We start from the raw sequence: 20,717 nt of genomic DNA on the forward strand, positions 1-20,717 counted from the left end.
GATGGGCACTCGACTAGGAGCATTGGTCGAACGCTTGGGCGGACAGCTGGTAGGCGATGCGAACCTGGAAGTCTCCGGGATCGCGCCACTGGCGGATGCCGGCGTTTCGCACATCAGCTTTCTCAGCAATAGCAAACTGCGCGCCGAGGCGTTGCAGAGCAAGGCGGCGGCACTTATCGTGTCGGCCGCCGATGACGCTTTTATCGCCGCCGGCTACCATGGTGCGCGCATCGTCGTCCCGAATCCGTATGTGTACTTCGCCCGCGCGGCCCAGTATTTCGAATCCTTGACGGCGATCGTGCCGTCGGCCGGCGTGCATGCGTCGGCGGTGGTGGCCGATAGTGCGCAGGTGGCGGCTTCGGCCCACATCGGCGCGCGCGCGGTGATCGAAGACGGCGCCGTGATCGGCGAGCACGCAGTGATTGGCGCCGGCTGCTATGTCGGCCGCGAGGCGGTGGTGGGCGAGGGCACGCAGTTCTTCGCCAACGTCACCTTCCACGCGCGCTGCCAGATCGGCAAGCGCGGCATCATTCACTCGGGCGCGGTGATCGGCACCGACGGCTTCGGCTTTGCCAACGAGGGCGGCGTCTACATCAAGATTCCGCAGACCGGCCGGGTGATGATCGGCGACGATGTCGACATCGGCGCCAACACCACCATCGACCGTGGCGCGCTGGCCGATACGGTTATCGAAGATGGCGTCAAGCTGGATAACCAGATCCAGATCGGCCATAACTGCCATATCGGCGCGCACACGGCGATGGCCGGCTGCGTCGGCGTGGCCGGCAGCGCCAAGATCGGCAAATACTGCACTTTCGGCGGCGCCGCCATGGTGCTGGGCCACCTGACCATCGTCGACAAGGTGCACGTGGGCTCAGGCTCGATGGTGTCGCGCTCGATCCTGGAACCTGGCCAGTACACCGGCTTCTACCCGCTGGCGAAAAACGCCGACTGGGAAAAATCGGCGGCGATTGTCCGCAATTTGTCCGCCATGCGCGATAAAATCCGCGCGCTGGAAAAAACCATTAAAACACGAACTGAAAACGAATCATGACCACTACTCCCGACACCGCCGCCGCCAAGACCATGGACATCTGCGAGATCAAGGCCTACCTGCCGCACCGCTATCCGATGCTGCTGGTCGACCGCGTGCTCGCGTACGAAGAGAACAAGTCCATCACCGCCATCAAGAACGTGACCGTCAACGAAGAATTCTTCAACGGCCACTTCCCGCACAAGCCGGTCATGCCGGGCGTGCTGATGATCGAGGCGATGGCGCAGACGGCGGCCCTGCTGTCGTTCAAGACCATGGGCATCAAGCCGGATGAGAACTCGGTGGTGTACTTCGTCGGCATCGACAACGCGCGCTTCAAGCGTCCGGTCGGTCCTGGCGACCAGCTGAAGATGGACATCGAAATCGTGCGCGTGTCGCGCGGCATCTGGAAATACAAGGCAGTCGGCACGGTCGACGGCCAGACCGCTGTCGAAGCGGATCTGATGTGCACCATCCGTAATGCGGCCGACGCATCGCAGCCGGCCGCAGGACAGTAATCATGGCCAAGATACACGCCACCGCTGTCGTCGACAGCAAGGCCGAACTGCACGACAGCGTGGATATCGGCCCGTATTCCGTGGTCGGCCCGAACGTCGTCATCGGTTCCGGCACGGTGGTCGGCCCGCACGTGGTGATCGAAGGCCACACGACCATCGGCAGTGACAACAAGTTCTTCCAGTTCTCGTCGATCGGCGCCGCGCCGCAGGACAAGAAGTGGAGCGGCGAGCCGACCCGCCTGACCATCGGCGACCGCAACACCATCCGTGAATTCTGCACCTTCAACACCGGCACGGTGCAGGACAAGGGCGTGACCTCGCTCGGCAACGACAACTGGATCTCGGCCTACGTCCACCTGGCGCATGACTGCGTGGTAGGCAGCAATACGATCTTCTCGAACAACGCGCAGATCGCCGGCCACGTGGAAATCGGCGACTGGGTGATCATGAGCGGTTTCGCCAACGTGCACCAGTTCTGCAAGATCGGCGCGCACGCGTTTGTCGGCATGAGCACCTCGCTGACCCAGGACGTGCCGCCGTTCGTGCTGTTGAACGGTAATCCGGCATCGGCCCATGGCGTCAATATCGAAGGCCTGAAACGGCGCGGCTTTACGCGTGAGCAGATCAACGGCATCCGCGCGGCCTACAAGATCATCTACCGCTCCGGCCACACGCTGGAAGAAGCCAAGGCGGCCCTGATCGCCGAAGAAGCGACGGTACCGGCCGACGTCGCGCTGCACATGCGCGCCATGCGTGAATTCCTCGATACCGCGAGCCGTGGCATCGTCCGCTGACACGCCGCTGTCCCTGGCCCTGGTGGCCGGCGAGCCGTCCGGCGACATGCTGGCGGCTCGTTTGCTTTCGGGCCTGCGTCCGCACCTGCCGGAAGCGCGCTTCCACGGCATCGGCGGACCGCAGATGATGGCGCAGGGCTTCGAATCGCACTGGCCGATGGACCAGCTGACCGTACGCGGCCTGCTGCCGGTGCTGCTGCGTTACCGCGAACTGAAAGGCATCCAGAGCGCGCTGCGCGACCAGTTGCTGGCCGACCGGCCGGCGGCCTTCATCGGCGCCGACTATCCGGGCTTTAACCTCGGGCTGGAAATGCAGCTGAAGGATGCCGGCATCCCGACCGTGCATTACATCGGGCCGCAGATCTGGGCCTGGCGCGGTGGCCGCATCAAGAAGATCATCAAGGCGGTGTCGCACATGCTGGTAGTCTTCCCGTTCGAGGAAGAGATTTATAAAAAGGCCGGCGTGCCGGTCAGCTATGTCGGCCATCCGCTGGCCGAACTGATTCCGCTGGCGCCGGACGAAGGCGCCGCGCGGCGCGCGCTCGGTTTGCCGGAAGACGCCAACGTGGTCACCATCATGCCGGGCAGCCGCATGTCGGAGATCAAGTACAACACGGTGGCCTTCGTGCAGGCGGCGCGGCTGCTGAAAATTCGCGACCGTTCCTTGAAGTTTGTCGTGCCGATGGCCGGCGAACGCCAGCGTGCGTACTTCCTTGAGCTGATCGCGCAGGCGGGCTTGCAGGACATCGAGCTGCAACTGCTGGACGGCCAGTCGCACACCGCGATTGCGGCGGCTGATGCGGTAATGGTGGCCTCCGGCACGGCGTCGCTGGAAGTGGCGCTGTTCAAGAAGCCGATGGTCATCGCCTACAAGATGGCTGAACTGGAGTGGCAGATCCTGCGCCACTTCGGCTACCAACCGTGGATCGGCATGCCGAATATCCTGGCGCGCGAATTCCTGGTGCCCGAGCTGCTGCAACACGCCGCCAACCCTGAAGCGCTGGCGGATGCGATGTGGAAGCAGCTGAGCGACGCGCCGCATCGCCTGCGGCTGGCGCAGCGCTTCACCGACATGCATCACAGCCTGCTGCGCAACAGCGCAGCGGAGAGTGCGGCGGCGGTGCTCCAAGTTATAGAAAGATCAAAGTGAACAACCAAAACCTCGGCCTGTTTGACGACCTGCCGGCATCGGCCGATGAAATCATTTGCGGCGTGGACGAAGCGGGCCGCGGCCCGCTGGCCGGCCCGGTGTTCGCGGCCGCCGTCATCCTCGACGTGTCGCGTCCCATCGAAGGCCTGCGCGACTCGAAAAAACTGACCGAAGCCAAACGCGACATGCTGGCGCCGCTGATCAAGCAGCACGCGCTGGCGTGGGCGATTGCCGAAGCGTCGGAAGAAGAAATCGACAAGCTGAATATCCTGCAAGCGTCGATGATGGCCATGCGCCGCGCGGTGGAAGCGCTGAGCACCGTGCCGACCCTGGCCCTGATCGACGGCAACCGTTGCCCGGTCATGAAAATCCAGAGCATCGCCATCATCGGCGGCGACGACAAGGTGGACGCCATCTCGGCCGCCTCGATCCTGGCCAAGACCGCGCGCGACGCCGCGCTGGTGGTGCTGCATCAGCGCTATCCAGAATACTGCTTCGACCAGCACAAGGGCTACGGCACCGCGCTGCACCTGGAGCGCCTGCGCGCGCACGGCCCGTCGCCGGTGCATCGCCGCTCGTTTGCGCCGGTGCGCAAGCTGCTGGAGGTGAGCCTGTGAAGACGATTACTTCGCGCGACAACGCGCAATACAAGGAACTGGTCAAGCTGGCCGGCAGCCAGTCGGCACGCCGCAAGGCCGGCCGCACGCTGCTGGACGGCGTGCACCTGTGCCAGTCCTTTCTGCAACTGCGCGGCATGCCGGAGCAGTGCGTGGTCAGCGAAAGCGCGCTGCACAATCCGGAAGTGATGGAGATTGTCGGCCAGCTGGAAGCGCAACGCGCGCACGTGCTGGCGCTGCCGGATGCCCTGTACAACGGCATCAGCCAGGTCGAACATGGCGTCGGCGTGATGTTCTCGATCGCCACGCCGGAACGCGAGGTGACGGCGCCGGTGAGCGTATCGGCGGTGCTGCTGGACGGCGTGCAGGACCCCGGCAACGTCGGCTCCATCCTGCGCAGCGCGGCGGCGGCAGGCGTGACGCAAGTATATTGCAGCGCCGGCACGGCCTTCTGCTGGTCGCCGAAAGTGCTGCGGGCCGCGATGGGCGCGCACTTCGTGCTGGATATCTTTGAAAACGTCGACCTGGCGGAGCTGGTGCGCAACGCCAAGGTGCAGACGCTGGCGACCAGCGGCTACGCCACCCAGCGCCTGTACGACGTCGACCTGCGCGCGCCGACCGCCTGGCTGTTCGGCCACGAAGGCCAGGGCGTGGCGGACGATTTGCTGTCGATGGCCACGCATCAGGTGGTGATCCCGCATCTGGGGCAGGTGGAATCGCTCAACGTGGCCGCCTGCGCGGCAGTATGCTTTTTCGAGCAAGTCAGGCAGAATCTGACGTAAGCACACATTGGAGCCGTCATGGATATCGCGCAGTTGCACTTTCTGGTAGCCGAAGGGGATCATGTTCAACGCCATGCGCTGGCTGATATCCTGGTGCACCTCGGTGTCGGACGGATCACGCAGGCGCCGGACGGCCACACGGCGCTGCGCCATTTCAGCGCCGGCATCACGCCGCCGGTGGACATCGCCATCATCGACCTGGCCTTGCCGGGCATGGACGCGCTGGAACTGATACGCCGCCTCGGCGAAGCGCACTGCAAGGCCGGCGTGATCGTGGTCGGCGCGCAGACCAACGCCGTGCTGTTCTCGGTGGAGACCATGGCCGACGCGTATGGCGTCAACGTGCTGGGTGCGATCGGCAAGCCGGTGATCGGCAGCCGGCTGGTGGCGCTGATCCAGAACTATCTGCAACCGTCCGAAGCGCATGCCTTGCACGAGGCGCCGCCGACGCTGTCGTTTGCGCAAGTGGGTCAGGGCTTGCAGAACCGCGAATTCGATCCCTTCTTTCAACCCAAGATCGAGCTGGAAACCGGGCAGGTAAAAGGCCTGGAGATGTTCGCCCGCTGGCGTCACCCTCTGTATGGCGTTCTGGGACCGGCGTCCTTCATGCCGGCGCTGGAAGAGGCGCGGCGCGTGGACTTCCTCGACTGGACCATGATCGAAAAATCGGTGCTCGCATGCCGCAAGCTGCATGACCTGGGCATACCGATTTCGGTCTCCATCAATGTGGACCACAGCACGCTGGCGCACCCGCAATTCATGGACCAGATCATGTCCTGCCTTGAGCGCCACCAGATCATGTCCGACTACATCACCTTCGAGATGACCGAGTCGGCGGTGCTGAGCACCGACGCCCACTTCCTCGAACGGCTGCTGCGCCTGCGCATGAAAGGCTTCGGCCTGGCCATCGACGACTACGGGACTGGCCGCAGCAACCTGCAACTGCTGGCGCGCATTCCATTTTCCGAGCTGAAGATCGACCGCAGCTTCGTGGACGGCGCCTCCAAGCGCGCCGCCATCGGCACCGTGCTGCGCTCCTGCCTGAACCTGGCGCGCAGCCTGGACCGCCGCTCGGTGGCGGTAGGCGTCGAGACCAAGCAGGATTGGGACTTCCTGCAAGGCCTGGGCTGCACCTACGCCCAGGGCTACTACATCGCCAAGCCGATGCCGGTGGAAGACTTCCCGGCCTGGCTGTCCGACTGGCAGCATTTCTTCTGACCGCAATCAAATACAGCTAGCGGCATCCGCGCACACTCGACCTCTGCCCACAATGGAGGTCGACATGGCTAAACGTAAATCCAACGGCGGCGCGCTGGACGGCGCCGGTTCCATCCTGAGCACAGTCGCCGGGCCGGCCGCAGCGCCGCATCCGTCGCGCCTGGGGCCACCCAATCCGATCGCCGACCAGCTGCTGGAGAAAGTCACCGGCGATGAGAAGCTGGCCGCCGAGATGCCGTTCAATCCCACCAAACCGCTGGAGTATGGCGAAGCGGCCTACACGCCGCATACCGGCGCCACCCACGCGCCGCTGACGCCCATCGCCACTGCCAGCACCAGTACCGAAATCGTCGGCTCGGAGAAAGTCGGCGACGGCCAGCCGGACATCGGTGACAACGCCATCAATCGCCCGCTGGACCGGGTGCGCGTCGATGATACCGGCCGCGAACTGACCACCAATCAGGGCGTGCCGGTGGCCGACAACCAGAACTCGCTGAAAGCCGGTCTGCGCGGGCCGACGCTGATGGAAGACTTCATCCTGCGCGAGAAGATCACCCACTTCGACCATGAGCGCATTCCCGAACGGGTGGTGCATGCGCGCGGCTCTGCGGCGCACGGCTACTTTGAAAGCTACGAAGATCTGCGCGGCCTCACGCGCGCCGCGCCGTTTGCCGCCGCCGGCAAGCGCACGCCGGTGTTTGTGCGCTTTTCCACCGTGGCCGGCGAACGCGGTTCCGCCGATACCGTGCGCGATGTGCGCGGCTTCGCCGTCAAGTTCTATACCGATGACGGTAATTGGGATCTGGTGGGGAACAATATTCCCATCTTCTTCATCCAGGATGCGATGAAGTTCCCGGACCTGATCCACTCGGTCAAGCCGGAGCCGAACAACGGCATGCCGCAGGCGGCCAGTGCGCACGATACGTTCTGGGATTTCGCCTCGCTCAGTCCAGAGATCGCGCACATGCTGTTGTGGCATACGTCCGACCGTGCCATCCCGCGCAGCTACCGCATGATGCAGGGCTTCGGCGTGCACACCTTCCGGCTGGTGAACGACAAGGGCGAATCGGTGTTCTGTAAATTCCACTGGACGCCGCTGGCGGGCACGCATTCGCTGGTGTGGGACGAGGCGGCGCGGCTGACCGGCGCCGATCCTGACTACCACCGGCGCGATTTGTGGGAAGCCATCGACGCCGGGCAGTTCCCCGAGTGGGAGCTGGGCCTGCAAGTCTTCACCGAAGAACAGGCGGCGCAGTTCCCCTTCGATATCCTCGACCCGACCAAGATCGTGCCGGAGGAAATGGTGACGGTGCGGTCGGTAGGCAAGCTCGTACTGGACCGGAATCCGGATAACTTCTTCGCCGAAACCGAGCAAGTAGCCTTCTGCGCGGCGCATGTGGTGCCGGGTATCGACTTCACCAACGACCCGCTGCTGCAAGGGCGGATTCATTCGTATATCGATACCCAGATCAGCCGCCTGGGTGGCGCCAACTTCCACGAGATCCCGATCAACACGCCGGTGGCGCAGATTCATAACAACCAGCGCGATGGCATCCACCGCCAGCAGATCAACCGTGGGCGGGTCAGTTACGAGCCGAATTCGCTGGCCGGCGGCTGTCCGTTCCAGGCTGGCGCGCGCGGCTTTGTCAGCGTGCCGGAGCCGTCACAGGGCAGGGAGGTGCGTGGCAAGCCGGAGCTGTTTGCCGATCACTACTCGCAGGCGCGCCTGTTCTGGATCAGCCAGAGCGTAACCGAGCAGCGGCACATCATCAACGCCTTCCGCTTCGAGTTGACGCGGGTGCAGACGCCGGCCGTGCGCAAGCGCGTGCTGGCACTGCTGGCCAATATCGACGCGGCGCTGGTGGCGGGCGTGGCGGACGGTCTGGGCATGGAAGTGCCGCCGCCGCTTCCGTTGGCCACCGATCGGCCACCGTACGATTATCCGGCGTCGCCATCCTTGTCGCTGTTTGCGCGGCCGGGTAACACCGGCATCCGCACGCGGCGCGTGGCGTTGCTGGTGGGGCCGGGCGTGGACGGCGCGCAGACGCGCAAGCTGTATGCGGCATTGCTCGAGCAGGGCGCGGTGCCGCGTTTAGTGGGCCAGAAGATAGGCGCGCTGGCGTCGTACACCGATGCACCGCTGGATGTGGAGATCAGTTTCGAGACCGGGCCGTCGGTGCTGTGGGATGGCGTGATTATTCCGGATTGCGCCGATGCGCGCGACGCCTTGAGCCGCGATGCGGCTGTGCTGGAGTTTGTGAAGCTGCAGTACCGGCACGGCAAGCCGCTGCTGGCGTTGGGCAGCGGCGCCGAGCTGCTGAAGGCGGCCAAGATCCCGCGCAAGCTGCCGCATGGCGTGCCGGACCCCGGGGTGATCATGGTGGAGTCCAGCGAAGCTGCGGAGGGGCTGAACCGGTTTGTGTCGGTGCTGGCGCAGCAGCGCATCTACGCGCGCGAGACCGATCCCGCGCGCGTCTAACCCGCGTGCTTTAGCCTCGACGCCGGCGTTACAGCTTAGGGGTCTGACCCCGTACGGGGTCAGACCCCGCCTGGCGGTGCGGGTCAATACTCGCGGCGATCCGGCTTGATCTCTTGCAAGATCGTCGTCGAGATTTCCTCGATCGACTTGGTGGTGGACGACAGCCAGCGGATGCCTTCGCGCTTCATCATCGCCTCCGCCTCGTTGACCTCATAGCGGCAGTTCTCCAGCGCCGCATACTTGCTGCCCGCGCGCCGCTCGTTGCGAATCTCGGACAGCCGCTCCGGCGTAATGGTCAGCCCAAAAATCTTCGTCTTGAACTGATACAGCGACGACGGCAAGCGTCCGCGCTCGAAATCATCCGGAATCAGCGGGTAGTTGGCCGCCTTGATCCCATATTGCATCGCCAGATACAAGCTGGTGGGCGTCTTGCCCGAGCGCGATACGCCGACCAGGATCACATCCGCCTCCGATAGATTCTTGTGCGACTGCCCGTCATCGTGCGCCAGCGAGAAATTAATCGCCTCGATGCGGTTCTTGTACTCCTCGCTGTCGACGATGTTGTGCGAGCGGCCAATCGTGTGCGTCGACTTCACGCCCAACTCTTGTTCAAGCGGGGCGACAAATGTCTGGAACATGTCCATATACATGCCCTTGCACTTGCGGATCACGTCCGACAGTTCGGTATGCACCAGCGTCGAAAACACGATCGGCCTTTGACCATCGTTTTCAAACGCCTCATTGATCTTGCGCACCGCATCGTAGGCCTTATCCAGCGTGTCGATGAACGGCAGCCGCACCTGGCGGAAGCGCAATTCGAACTGGGTCAGCACCGAGTGACCAAAGGTTTCCGCAGTAATCCCGGTCCCGTCGGAAACAAAAAAGACGGTGCGGGCGGCGGACGGTAGGGGTGGTCGTTGTTCTTGTGTCATGTAGAGGAGGCTATCGGTATTGTGAATCGTCAATTCGCTTCGCAGGCTGTAGAATGAGCGCCAACAGGATGCATTGTGCGACACGGCCACCAGAATGACAAGAACATGGGTCTGTCGCCCGCCGGAAAGATTTCTATCTCAAAAAGGTGTAATTATGTCCAACGTAGCATTGAAGGAGCAAAACAACGAAGCAGTCTATGTTGCCTCGTTTGAACATTTGCGCATGACGGATGTCGAATCCGTCGGCGGCAAAAACGCCTCGCTCGGCGAGATGATCAGCCAATTGGCGGGCGCCGGCGTGCGCGTGCCAGGCGGCTTTGCGACCACCGCGCAAGCATTCCGCGACTTCCTGTCGCACAGCGTGGATGGCGGCAAATCGCTGGCCGATCGCATCGCCGATCGCCTGGCCGATCTGAACATCGACGACGTGCGTTCGCTGGCGCAGGCCGGCGCCGAGATCCGTCAGTGGATCATCGAGACGCCATTCCAGCCGCGCCTGGAACAAGAGATTCACACCTACTACAAACAACTGGTGGCCGATTCGTCGACCGAAATGTCGTTCGCGGTGCGCTCATCGGCAACCGCCGAAGACTTGCCGGACGCTTCGTTCGCCGGTCAGCAGGAGACCTTCCTCAACGTGGTCGGCATTGAAAATGTGCTGGACGCGATGAAGCACGTCTTCGCTTCGTTGTACAACGACCGCGCGATTTCGTACCGCGTGCACAAAGGCTTCACCCACGCCGAAGTAGCCCTGTCGGCCGGCGTGCAGCGCATGGTGCGCTCCGACCTGGGCGCCGCTGGCGTCATGTTCACCATCGACACCGAGTCCGGCTTCAAGGACGTGGTTTTCGTCACCTCCAGCTATGGCCTGGGCGAGACGGTGGTGCAGGGTGCGGTCAATCCGGACGAGTTCTACGTCCACAAACCGATGCTGGAAAAAGGCAAATCGCCTGTCATCCGCCGCAACATCGGCTCCAAGCTGCTGAAGATGGAATTCACTGCGGAAGCCAAGGCTGGCCGTTCGGTGAAGACCGTTGACGTGCCGGTTGAACTGCGCAACCGCTATTCGCTGAACGACGAAGAAGTGGTGGAGCTGGCCAAGTACGCCGTCATCATCGAAAACCACTACGGCCGTCCGATGGACATCGAGTGGGGCAAGGATGGCCGCGACGGCAAGCTGTACATCCTGCAGGCGCGTCCTGAAACCGTGAAGTCGCAGCAGAAGGCGACCGACGTGCAGCAGCGCTTCAAGCTGAAATCGAGCGGCACGGTGCTGGCCTCTGGCCGCGCCATTGGCCAGAAGATCGGCGCCGGTCCGGTGCGCGTGATTCACGACCCGGCCGACATGGAACGCGTGCAGCCAGGCGACGTGCTGGTAGCCGACATGACCGACCCGAACTGGGAACCGGTGATGAAGCGCGCTTCCGCCATCGTTACCAACCGTGGCGGCCGTACCTGCCACGCGGCGATCATCGCGCGTGAACTGGGCGTGCCTGCGGTGGTGGGCTGCGGTGACGCGACCGAAGTGCTGAAGGACGGCACCTTCGTCACCGTGTCGTGCGCTGAAGGCGACGAAGGCAAGATCTACGACGGCCTGCTGGAAACCGAAATCTCGGAAGTGGCACGCGGCGAACTGCCTAAGCTGCCGACCAAGATCATGCTCAACGTCGGCAATCCGCAGCTGGCCTTCGACTTCCAGTCGGTGCCGAATGCCGGTGTCGGACTGGCGCGCCTGGAGTTCATCATCAATAACAATATTGGTGTGCACCCGAAAGCGATCCTGGAATATCCGAACATTGATGCGGACCTGAAGAAGGCTGTGGAGTCGGTCGCGCGCGGCCACGCTTCGCCGAAAGCCTTCTACGTCGACAAGCTGGCCGAAGGCATCGCCACCATCGCTGCCGCGTTCTGGCCGAAACCAGTCATCGTGCGCCTGTCGGACTTCAAGTCCAACGAGTACAAGAAACTGATCGGCGGTTCGCGCTACGAGCCGGATGAAGAAAATCCGATGCTGGGCTTCCGCGGCGCGGCACGTTACCTGGCGGCCGATTTCGCCGGCGCGTTCGAAATGGAGTGCGCAGCGATGAAGCGCGTGCGTAACGACATGGGCCTGACCAACGTCGAGATCATGGTGCCGTTCGTGCGCACGCTGGGCCAGGCTGAGAAAGTCGTCGACCTGCTGGGCAAGAACGGCCTGGTACGCGGCGAGAACGGCCTGCGCCTGATCATGATGTGCGAAGTACCGTCCAACGCGATCCTGGCGGAGCGCTTCCTGGAGCATTTCGACGGCTTCTCGATCGGTTCCAACGACCTGACCCAGCTGACGCTGGGCCTGGACCGCGATTCCGGCATGGCATTGCTGGCGGCCGACTTCGACGAGCGCGACGACGCCGTCAAGGCGCTGCTGTCGCAGGCGATCCAGGCTTGCCGCAAGCAGGGCAAGTACATCGGCATCTGTGGCCAGGGTCCATCGGATCATCCGGACTTTGCCGCCTGGCTGATGGAGCAGGGCATCGAATCGATGTCGCTGAATCCGGACTCGGTGATCGACACCTGGCAGAAACTGGCGTCGCTGCAGAAGTAGTTGACGTAAACGGAAAATGGTATAGACTAGAGTTATCGAATTAAGTAGCAAAAAACTCTATCAATACCATCTGTCCAGCAGTAAAAACCCTCGCAGCCCATCTCGGGACGCGGGGGTTTTTGCATTTCAAAAGGAGACAATCATGAGCGACTGGAGCTACTGGCTGGCTGCCGCCGGCGTCACGGTGATACTGGAACTTTTCAGTGGCACCTTTTATTTACTGATGATTGCCATCGGCCTGGTGGCCGGCGCGGTTGCCGCCTTCCTCGGCCTGGGCGAAGTGGTGTCGCTGCTGGTGGCGGCCGTGGTGGGCGTGGCGGCCACCGTCGTGCTGCGCCGCAGCCGCTACGGCAAGCAGCAGCAACGCGTGCAGGCCGAGCGCGACCCCAACGTCAATCTCGACATCGGTCAAACCGTCAATGTGCCAGCGTGGCAGGATGGCGCAGCGCGCGTCATGTACCGCGGCGCGTTATGGGATGTGGAATTAGCGCCCGGCAGTAACGCCGCACCGGGCCCGTACACGATACGCGAAGTACGCGGCAGCCGCCTGATTGTGGCGGCTTAAGATTAACTCACGGAGAAATTCATGGACATCAGTATTGGTAATGTCACCTTCATTCTGTTTATTCTGGCTTTAGTGTTTGTTTTTAAAACCATCAACGTGGTGCCGCAGCAGCACGCGTGGGTGGTCGAGCGTCTCGGCAAATACCACGCCACGCTGGGGCCGGGTCTCAACATCGTGATTCCGTTTGTTGACCGCATCGCCTACAAGCATGTGCTGAAGGAGATCCCGCTCGACGTGCCGCCGCAGGTCTGCATCACCAGGGACAACACGCAGTTGCAGGTGGATGGCATCCTGTATTTCCAGATCACTGATGCGATGCGCGCCTCGTACGGCTCGTCCAACTACATCGCCGCGATTACCCAGCTGGCGCAAACCACGCTGCGTTCCGTCATCGGCCGCATGGAGCTGGACAAAACGTTTGAAGAGCGTGACCACATCAACACCGCGATCGTGAATGCGATCGACGAATCGGCCGCCAACTGGGGCGTGAAGGTGCTGCGCTACGAGATCAAGGACCTGACGCCGCCGAAGGAAATCCTGCACGCGATGCAGGCGCAGATTACCGCCGAGCGTGAGAAGCGCGCGCTGATCGCAGCGTCGGAAGGCCGCAAGCAGGAGCAGATCAATATCGCCAGCGGCGAACGCGAAGCGCAGATCGCCCGTTCGGAAGGCGACAAGCAGGCCGCAATCAATCGCGCGCAGGGCCAGGCGGCGGCGATCATCGCGCTGGCGGAAGCCAATGCCAACGCGCTGCGCCAGGTCGGCGCCGCAATCCGCGAACCGGGTGGCGAGGATGCGGTCAACCTCAAGGTGGCGGAACAATACGTCGGCGCCTTCGGCCAGCTTGCCAAGACCAATAATTCGATTATCATACCGGCCAATCTGGGCGACATGAGCGGCCTGATCGCCACTGCCATGCAAGTGGTGAAGACCCAAAAAGACGCGCCGCTCGTCAAGCCCGCCAAAGCATAAGGAGCAGGTATGGGTACATGGGCGGTAGACGCATTCGGCAATGACTACGCACAGGACTGGGCGCAGGACTTGCACGAAACGAGCAATCTGGATGCGGTGGCGGACACCCTCGACACCGCGCTGGACACGGCGGGCGAACTGGACGCGCCGTTCGCCGCCGAAGCGCTGGTGGCGATCGAGGTGCTGGCCCGCCTGCAAGGCAAGGGCGGCCCGCGCACCGACGACAGCGCCCCGGTAGACGAGTGGGTCGAAGCCCGCAAGCCCAAAGCCAAGCCGCGCGCCGACCTGGCCGAGAAAGCGGTGCGCGCACTCGACCGCATCCTGTCCGAGGAATCCGAACTGCGCGCGCTGTGGGAAGAGAGCGAGCACTACGAGGCTTGGCGCGCTTCGGTCGAAGACTTGCGCGCCCGCCTGTAGCCGTCATCACATCATGTCGAGCCGGCCGTACAGGCCGTGCGCCTCATCGCCGGGACCGGCGGTGAAGAACATCGTGTTGGTCGGCTGGCTGTTGACGCCGGGGCCGAAGGCGATCCCCCATAGTCCGTCGATCACCACCGCGCTGCCGTCGGCCTTGGTGACGGTCCCGGTCATGACGCCGGTGGCGGTGTCGTAGGCGTTGATCTTGCCATCGCCGAAGTTCGCCACCAGCAGTTTGCCGCTGTAGGTGCCGAAGTTGGACGGCGCCACCGCCATGCCCCACGGCGCATTCAGCGCGCCGCCCCGTACCAGTTGCCTGACCAGGTTGCCGGCGGTGTCGAACACATCGATCGCGCCCAGGCCCGCGCCTTTGACGTCGTCGTCACCGTTGGTTTCCCGTTGCGCGTAGCTGACGTAGATGCGGTCGCCGACCGTCTGGATGCCGAACGGCGCATAACCGGCCGGCAGCGACGCGTCCTTGAAGCCGCCTGGCAGCGTCGCTTTATTGAACGCGGCGTCGTAGACGTCGATGCGGTTGTTGTGGAAATCGGTGGCGTACAGGTAATTGGCGCTGTTGTAGGTGGCGATGGCCAGTCCCTTGTACACTGCCTGCGCGCCGGCGCCGTCCACCACGGTCAGCGCATTGTTGCGGTTGACCGTCGGCGACCAGGCGGCGATGCTGCCGTTTTCGCCGGCAAAGATGAACGGGCTGGCGGCGCTCACGCCGTTCTGCGTGATCTTGAAGTCGCTGCTGCCGTTGAAGACGATGCCGGTCGGCGCGACCGGCGTGGCCACCACCAGCGATTGCGGCACGCCGTTGCCGTCATACAGCGTGGAGCTGCTGCTGCCGTTGTTGGCGACCCAGACGAAGCCGGTCGGATTGAAGGCGATGCCCCATGAGTTGATCAGTTTGGCGTCGGTGTGGGCGGCGCTGGCGCCGCTGTCGACCACCAGGCTGGTGACGGTGAACAGGGTGTTGCTGGCCATCGGTGGCTGGGCGACCGGCGGGGGACTGCTACCGTAATCACTGCCGCCGCAGGCGGCCAGGCTGGCGGCCAGCGAGAAGGAGAGAACTGTGCGCATGGCGTTTCCTTTCGTTTGGACTGGTTGATGCGCTGTTAATTCCAGTCCGCGCCCGCGTGGTTCCCTTTTTTCAGAACGCGTAGCTGGCGCTCATGCTCCACGATTTGGACGGATGGAGCGGATACCAGCTGTAGCGCATGCCGTCGTCCTGGCCCTGTTCGCGCGCCAGCTGTAAGGTCCAGTCGCCCAGAGGGACGCTGATGCCCAGCCGGGCGTCATAGCGCGAGGTGGCGGGTATGCCGGGCCACACGCCCTTGCTGAGATTGCGCAGCAGGCCGGCATGCGCAATCAGGTTGACGGAGGGGTGCAGGGGATAGAAGAAGTTGGCTTCCGCATACACCGTGTGCGCCGGGTAGCCGAGGTAGCGCGGCGCGTAGTACAGCCGGCCGCTGAAGCGCTCGCCGGACAGGCCGCCATAGCACTCGTGGAAATCGTTGGTATGCAGCTGCGTGTAGGCGGTGTGGCTGCAACCGAGTTCCCAGCTCCAGCCGGACCGCAGCCGCTGCGCAAAGCCTGCATAGCCTTGCAGCTTGTAGCCGGTCTGCTCGCCGATGGTCACGGCGCTGGCGAAGCCGCCCAGGTACCAGCCGCTGGCGCTGTCCAGGTTGAGCGTCAGCTGCGGCACTGCGCCGCTGTTGCCTGGCGACTGCCCGCGGTAGCGGTATTCCGATTGCAATGCAACGCTGCCGCTCAGTTCCACTTGCGCCATGGCGCTGTGCAGCGGCAGCAGCGCCAGCCAGGCGAACGCGCGCCACGTTGCTGTCACGGTGCGGCGCCGCTTTGTGACAGGGGGAGCGTGCACTGGCAATGGCGGACGAGGCGGGAGATGGTGGCGCATGCGTCGATGTTACCAGCGTTGAGCGTCGGCGCCGGTTGCAGTAGCTGGCGCAATTGTGCGGGCGAGGTGTCGGGCTGTAGTTCGTCGAGCAATGCCAGCATGCCGGAGACGTGCGCCGCCGCATACGAGCTGCCGTTGACAAAGGTCCAGCGGCCGCCGGGGGCGCTGGTGGGAATGTCGTTGCCGGGTGCGAACAGGGGCGGCTCAGGCCGCGTCTGACCAACGGCGCGATTGCTGCTACCGTTGCGTGTTTGCGAGGCCACCGCCAGCACGCCGCGGTGGCCGGCCGGGAAGGCCGGGCCGGCGTTCTGCGGGTCGACCGCGCCCACCACGCCGATGCCGCGCTCCAGCGCTGCGTCCAGCAGACGGTCCAACAGCCTGTCGGGCGGACCGGACAGGCTGAGGTTGATGACCCTGGCGCCATTCAGGATGGCGTAGTTGATGGCCTTGGCGAGGGTGAAGCTATTACATCGGGTGGCCTGGTCGGGTAATTGCCAGCAGGCCCGCAAACCCATTAGCCGCGCCTGCGGCGCCACCCCAAGGATGCCGCCGTTGCCGGCCTTGGCAGCGATGATGCCGGCCACCGCCGTGCCGTGGTTTTCCGCCGGCGTCGGCCCGGCATCGACAAAATTGCTGTTGACGTCCAACTGGCCCAGCAGGTCGGGATGGCTGGCGTCGATGCCGCTGTCGACCACGGCGACCTTGATGTTGCGGCCGGTGGTATAGCGGTGCAGTTCGGCCACGTGCCAGTAGCGGGCGGCCGGCTGCACCGGGTACAGGGCGTCGCCGGCGGGCGCGGTGTCCGCCTGGCCCAGGCCGCTGAAGCTTGCCACCGGCTGGGCCCACGCCACCTGCGGATCCTGCGTCAGCACGGCGATCATGTGTTCGGCGCTTTCGTGCGCTGGATAGCGCATCACGTAGCAGTCGATGCCCAGCACCGGCATCGGCCAGTCGTCCAGCAGCGCCAGGCCGTGCTGCTGCGCCAGCTGCTCGGCGCGGCGGTGGCGCGCGCTGCGGCCGCTGTCGTCCAGGTAGCGGCCGCCGTAGCTGGCGTCCGGACGGTAGTGGGCGGCGGGCAGGCGCAGCATCACCAGCAACTGATGCTCGCCGCTATCGTTGGCGACGATGGTGACTGCTGGCTCCGCTGGTGTGTCGTCCTGGGCATGCGCTGCGCCAGCCGCAAGCCATGTCAGGCAGGCAAGGCACAGTAACAGCCGGCTGCAGACGGTGTTCACGGTGTGCCGCCGTCCAGCGGCGCCACCAGCTTGACGGCGGACTCGGCGCGCAGAGCCTGCAATGCCTGGTCGCGGCCAGCCGCTGGCACGCTGAGCAGGTAGGCGTCGGTGACGGTCGGGCCGTCGACCACGCGGGCGTTTTGCGCTTGCAGGATGCGGCGCAGTTCGCGTTCGCTGGTGTCGGGCTGGAATACCACCACCATATTACCCTTGGCTGCGGCGCCGGCGCCCAGCGTGCGGTAGGCAGCGGAATCGGCATCTGGCCGCAGCACCAGCGCGCCGAGACCGATGATCGCCACCCATTGCGCGGCCACCGCCCAGCGCAGCCACGACGGCTGATTGGCGGCCGGCGTGCGCCACCACGGCAGGCGGCGCGGCGCGCTGTCGACGCGGTCTTCAGCGCCATCGTTGGCGGTTGGGGCGTCAGGTGCGGCGGCGGCCAGCGGGAGTGCTGGCGAGGCGCCGTTTCGTTCCTGTGGGCCGAGCGCCGGCAATAGTCTGGCCAGTGCGCCTTCCATATCGACGCCGGCCGGCAGGCTGCCTGCCTCGGCGGCTGCTTCGGCACGCATGCCATGCTCCCATTCCAGCTCATGGCGGCACTGCCCGCAGCTTTGCAGATGCTCGTGCACGCGCCGCGCTTCGTCCGCCGACAGTTGCGCCGACGCATACCACGGCAGCAACTCCTGCACCGCCTGGTGCACCGGGATATCCAGTCTGAACACGCGCCCGTTCATTGGCTGTTCTCTCTTTCGTTCCACAACAAATCCTTCAATCGGTGCCGCGCATGAAACATGCGCGTCTTGACCGTGTTCAATGGGCATTCGACAATCTCGGCGATGTCGGCATACGCCATATCGTGATAATAAGTCAGCACCATCACCGCCCGCTGCGCCGGTGGCAGCGCGTCCAGCGCGTCGGCCACGGTCTGCTGCAATTGCTGGCGGCTCAGCACTTGTTCCGGCTGGCGGTCGCCCTCATCTTCGTACAAGGAGGCATCCGACTCGACCGGGTCGTCGGTCAGCTTCAGACCCTTCAGCGTCTTGCGGTAGGCAATCGCGAAAATCCAGGTGGAGGGCTTGCAGCTGCCATCGAAGCTGGCGGCTTTTTGCCAAACGACCAACATGGTGTCATTGACCACTTCCTCGATCAGCGCCGGATTGCGCGCCATGCGGCCGGCAAAACGCGACAGGCGCGGGAAATACGCGCGATACAGCGTTTCGAAGGCGTGCCTGTCCCCAGCGGCGATCCTGCCCAGCAGTAGTGCGTCATCTGAATCCAAGGCCATCCACTTTCTCCATTTGTCCGGTTAATACCTTGCCGGACGCAAATGGTTCTACAAATCGGGAAATAATTTTTAGGCTACCATGCGCATATGAACCTGAACCAGCAAATCGACCATTTGAACACTTTCCTGCAGCGCCATGAGCGCGTGCTGGTGCTGACCGGCGCCGGCCTGAGCACGGCGTCCGGCATTCCCGACTACCGCGACAAGGACGGCGTGCGGCGCGGCCGCAGTCCGATCCAGGGGCCGGATTTCCGCAAATCCGAGGCTGTGCGGCGCCGTTACTGGGCCCGCAGCATGGCCGGCTATCCCACCCTGGCCGGCGCCGCGCCGAATGCCGGCCACCATGCGCTGGCGGCGCTGGAGCAGGCGGGCCGCATCCATAGCATCATCACGCAAAACGTCGATGGGCTGCACACGGCTGCCGGCAGCCGCAAGCTGATCGAGCTGCATGGCAACATCCACGGCGTGCTGTGCCTGGAGTGCCGCGCCGTCCATCCGCGCGCCGCGATCCAGGATTGGCTGGCGCAAGCGAATCCGTCGCTGGTGCCGACCGGGCCGGCTGGCGAGGTGGTGCCGGAAGCCCGCCCGGACGGGGATGCGGAAGTGGAACTGGACGAATTCCAGGATTTCCAGCTGCCGACCTGCGCGGCCTGCGGCGGCGTCCTGCAGCCGGACGTGATCTTCTTCGGCGATAACATCCCGCCGCAGCGCACCGCCGACGCCCTGCAATGGGCCGACGAGGCCGATGCCGTGCTGGTGGTCGGCTCGTCGCTGATGGTGTTTTCCGGCTACCGCTTCGCCAAGCTGGCGGCGCAAACCAACAAGCCGATCGCGGCCATCAACCTGGGCAAAACCCGGGCGGACGACCTGATCGGCTTGAAAGTGGAGGCGTCGGCAGTGGAGATCCTGCCGCTGCTAGTTTAGTTCCGCTGCAACATCGAGCGGACGATGGCTTCCTTGGCCAGCACGTAATCGGTCCCGGCCAGCACGAAGTTGGTGTTCGGCTGGATCACCTTGATGTTGATGAACACCATGTCGCTGGTTTCCGCATACGAACCGACCACGATGGCCTGCGCGTTGTGGCTGGTGGCCACTTCGCCGATTTCGCGCGTTAGCATCAGTTCGCCCTGGTTGCGTTTCAGGTAGACACTGTTGCGCAATTTCATTTCCAGCATGCTCAAGCCGCCTTGCGCCATGCGGGTCGACACCTGCTCCGACACCAGTCGGCCCAGGGTGGTGGTCTGGTCCAGTGCATCGATGTTGACCATGGTGGCGACGATCAGCGGTTTGTCGGCCACCAGCTTGCCGCTCAGTTGCTGCAACAGCGCGTCAGCGGCCTTGTAGTTGGCGTTGATGAACTGGTTGGACGAAATGGTGGAGTAGTTGCCTTCTTCACTTTTCGGCGTCGAGGAGCAGGCCGCCAGAAGCAGCGGCAGGACCAGCACGCCAGCGCGCGCCAAGGATTTCGTCAGCATCAAATATCTCCGCGCACCTGGAAGGTACGGGTCAGTTTAGGTTCTTCGGGCTTGGGATCGACAATGCCGTACAGGATACGGTCGCTGTCGGCCACGTAGTAGGCGGAAGTGTTGCGCGCCAGGTAGCGGTACTGGTCGGACACGGAGACGGTGACGATGATCTCGGTCTTCGGCGTATCACCGGGGGCGAACTGGGCGTTGAACCAGTCGTAGGCATCCCAGGCGCCGGCGCCCACAGCCACGTTGGCCAAGACCGGCGCTTCGATTTCGCTCAACAGCCAGACGCCGCTGCCGAGAATGGCGCGGTCGCCGTGGTAGCGGTATTGCGGGCGGTTGGCGCTGAAGGTCACTGCCTGCACGTCCATCTCGACCTTGAGCGAACCGGCGGCGGTGCGCGACACCACATAGCCGTCATTCACCAGCGAGGTGGTCAGCTGGGTCGCCAGCGCGCGCTGGAAGGCCGACGGATCTTTCGGTTCATTGATGTAGACCGGGCGCGGCGGGCTTTTCTTGAGCTCGGCCACCACGCGCTTCTCGATGCTGTCGGAAATCACGCCCCAGTGGTAGGCGGCTTGCAGCTTGGCTTGCTTGGTGGTGGGGAAGTTGGCGGCCAGCGGCGTGGGCGTGTAGCGCGATGCGCATCCCGCCAGCAGCGTTAGCCCGGCTGCCAGAGCCATTGCAGTTTTCAGCGCCATGATAGCCTCGTCCTCAAAAGTCCAGTCTGCTCGCGGCCAGCCGGT

The 20,717-nt window shown here is 63.9% G+C and carries 21 protein-coding genes; 13 read left to right on the plus strand and 8 right to left on the minus strand.

The window, feature by feature from the left end; translation table 11 throughout:
* The first annotated feature begins 1 nt into the window (after position 1).
* The 8 genes from lpxD (at position 2) to GTP69_RS18475 (ending at position 8,591) form a co-directional block, all read left to right on the plus strand.
* Positions 2-1,054, plus strand: coding sequence for a UDP-3-O-(3-hydroxymyristoyl)glucosamine N-acyltransferase (gene lpxD, locus GTP69_RS18440; RefSeq protein WP_161056227.1), 1,053 nt, complete (start codon positions 2-4; stop codon positions 1,052-1,054).
* Positions 1,051-1,551 carry a 3-hydroxyacyl-ACP dehydratase FabZ gene (fabZ, locus tag GTP69_RS18445; protein ID WP_161056228.1) on the plus strand — a complete coding sequence of 167 codons (501 nt, stop codon included), beginning with the start codon at positions 1,051-1,053 and terminating at the stop codon, positions 1,549-1,551. Before lpxD ends, fabZ begins: the two co-directional genes overlap by 4 nt.
* 2 nt (positions 1,552-1,553) lie before the next feature.
* Positions 1,554-2,345: an acyl-ACP--UDP-N-acetylglucosamine O-acyltransferase gene (gene lpxA, locus GTP69_RS18450; RefSeq protein ID WP_161056229.1), complete on the plus strand. Its 792-nt coding sequence runs from the start codon at positions 1,554-1,556 to the stop codon at positions 2,343-2,345.
* Positions 2,329-3,495 carry a lipid-A-disaccharide synthase gene (lpxB, locus tag GTP69_RS18455; protein ID WP_161056230.1) on the plus strand — a complete coding sequence of 389 codons (1,167 nt, stop codon included), beginning with the start codon at positions 2,329-2,331 and terminating at the stop codon, positions 3,493-3,495. Before lpxA ends, lpxB begins: the two co-directional genes overlap by 17 nt.
* Complete coding sequence (gene rnhB, locus GTP69_RS18460; protein WP_161056231.1) at positions 3,492-4,112, plus strand: ribonuclease HII; 621 nt, start codon at positions 3,492-3,494, stop codon at positions 4,110-4,112. Before lpxB ends, rnhB begins: the two co-directional genes overlap by 4 nt.
* Positions 4,109-4,894, plus strand: a complete 786-nt coding sequence (locus GTP69_RS18465) for a TrmH family RNA methyltransferase (RefSeq protein WP_161056232.1) — start codon at positions 4,109-4,111, stop codon at positions 4,892-4,894. Before rnhB ends, GTP69_RS18465 begins: the two co-directional genes overlap by 4 nt.
* 18 nt (positions 4,895-4,912) lie before the next feature.
* A complete protein-coding gene (locus GTP69_RS18470) occupies positions 4,913-6,112 on the plus strand; it encodes an EAL domain-containing response regulator (RefSeq protein WP_161056233.1) in 1,200 nt (399 codons plus the stop codon).
* Positions 6,113-6,176: 64 nt separating this feature from the next.
* Positions 6,177-8,591, plus strand: coding sequence for a catalase (locus tag GTP69_RS18475; RefSeq protein ID WP_161056234.1), 2,415 nt, complete (start codon positions 6,177-6,179; stop codon positions 8,589-8,591).
* A gap of 83 nt (positions 8,592-8,674) precedes the next feature.
* On the opposite strand, the gene ppsR is transcribed toward GTP69_RS18475, so the two are convergent.
* On the minus strand, positions 8,675-9,523 hold the full coding sequence (ppsR, locus tag GTP69_RS18480) for a posphoenolpyruvate synthetase regulatory kinase/phosphorylase PpsR (RefSeq protein WP_161056235.1): 849 nt from the start codon (positions 9,521-9,523) through the stop codon (positions 8,675-8,677).
* 154 nt (positions 9,524-9,677) lie between these two features.
* Here ppsR and ppsA point away from each other — a divergent pair, with 154 nt between their 5' ends.
* From ppsA to GTP69_RS18500, 4 genes are all read left to right on the plus strand, one after another.
* Positions 9,678-12,107 carry a phosphoenolpyruvate synthase gene (gene ppsA / locus GTP69_RS18485; RefSeq protein ID WP_161056236.1) on the plus strand — a complete coding sequence of 810 codons (2,430 nt, stop codon included), beginning with the start codon at positions 9,678-9,680 and terminating at the stop codon, positions 12,105-12,107.
* Between the two features lie 142 nt (positions 12,108-12,249).
* Entirely contained in the window at positions 12,250-12,672 is a 423-nt protein-coding gene (locus GTP69_RS18490) for an NfeD family protein (protein ID WP_161056237.1), read from the plus strand.
* A 21-nt stretch (positions 12,673-12,693) separates the two neighbouring features.
* Positions 12,694-13,644 (plus strand): SPFH domain-containing protein, encoded by a 951-nt coding sequence (locus GTP69_RS18495; RefSeq protein WP_161046136.1) that lies wholly within the window; start codon positions 12,694-12,696, stop codon positions 13,642-13,644.
* A 9-nt stretch (positions 13,645-13,653) separates the two neighbouring features.
* The gene (locus GTP69_RS18500) at positions 13,654-14,061 is read left to right on the plus strand and encodes a DUF4259 domain-containing protein (RefSeq protein WP_161056238.1); all 408 of its coding nucleotides are present in this window, start codon (positions 13,654-13,656) and stop codon (positions 14,059-14,061) included.
* A gap of 6 nt (positions 14,062-14,067) precedes the next feature.
* Here the strand turns inward: GTP69_RS18500 and GTP69_RS18505 are convergent, their stop codons facing one another.
* From GTP69_RS18505 to GTP69_RS18525, 5 genes are all read right to left on the minus strand, one after another.
* A complete protein-coding gene (locus GTP69_RS18505; protein ID WP_161056239.1) occupies positions 14,068-15,144 on the minus strand; it encodes a TIGR03118 family protein in 1,077 nt (358 codons plus the stop codon).
* Between the two features lie 70 nt (positions 15,145-15,214).
* A complete protein-coding gene (locus GTP69_RS18510; protein WP_371868006.1) occupies positions 15,215-15,910 on the minus strand; it encodes a TorF family putative porin in 696 nt (231 codons plus the stop codon).
* Positions 15,907-17,217 (minus strand): S8 family peptidase, encoded by a 1,311-nt coding sequence (locus GTP69_RS18515; RefSeq protein ID WP_371868007.1) that lies wholly within the window; start codon positions 17,215-17,217, stop codon positions 15,907-15,909. The genes GTP69_RS18510 and GTP69_RS18515 overlap by 4 nt, the downstream gene beginning before the upstream one ends.
* Positions 17,214-17,939, minus strand: coding sequence for a zf-HC2 domain-containing protein (locus GTP69_RS18520; RefSeq protein WP_371868008.1), 726 nt, complete (start codon positions 17,937-17,939; stop codon positions 17,214-17,216). The genes GTP69_RS18515 and GTP69_RS18520 overlap by 4 nt, the downstream gene beginning before the upstream one ends.
* An 8-nt stretch (positions 17,940-17,947) precedes the next feature.
* The gene (locus tag GTP69_RS18525; RefSeq protein WP_161056242.1) at positions 17,948-18,502 is read right to left on the minus strand and encodes an RNA polymerase sigma factor; all 555 of its coding nucleotides are present in this window, start codon (positions 18,500-18,502) and stop codon (positions 17,948-17,950) included.
* Between the two features lie 87 nt (positions 18,503-18,589).
* Between GTP69_RS18525 and GTP69_RS18530 the strand changes: the two genes are divergently transcribed.
* On the plus strand, positions 18,590-19,426 hold the full coding sequence (locus GTP69_RS18530; RefSeq protein ID WP_161056243.1) for an NAD-dependent protein deacetylase: 837 nt from the start codon (positions 18,590-18,592) through the stop codon (positions 19,424-19,426).
* Here GTP69_RS18530 and GTP69_RS18535 read toward each other — a convergent pair.
* Together GTP69_RS18535 and GTP69_RS18540 are read right to left on the minus strand one after the other, a co-directional pair.
* Positions 19,423-19,977, minus strand: coding sequence for a FlgO family outer membrane protein (locus GTP69_RS18535; RefSeq protein WP_161056244.1), 555 nt, complete (start codon positions 19,975-19,977; stop codon positions 19,423-19,425). The genes GTP69_RS18530 and GTP69_RS18535 overlap by 4 nt on opposite strands.
* Positions 19,977-20,672 (minus strand): hypothetical protein, encoded by a 696-nt coding sequence (locus GTP69_RS18540; RefSeq protein WP_161056245.1) that lies wholly within the window; start codon positions 20,670-20,672, stop codon positions 19,977-19,979. Before GTP69_RS18540 ends, GTP69_RS18535 begins: the two co-directional genes overlap by 1 nt.
* Between the last annotated feature and the right edge of the window lie 45 nt (positions 20,673-20,717).

Origin of the sequence: Duganella levis (assembly GCF_009857605.1) — a bacterium.
GTDB classification, from domain to species: Bacteria; Pseudomonadota; Gammaproteobacteria; order Burkholderiales; family Burkholderiaceae_D; genus Rugamonas; species Rugamonas levis.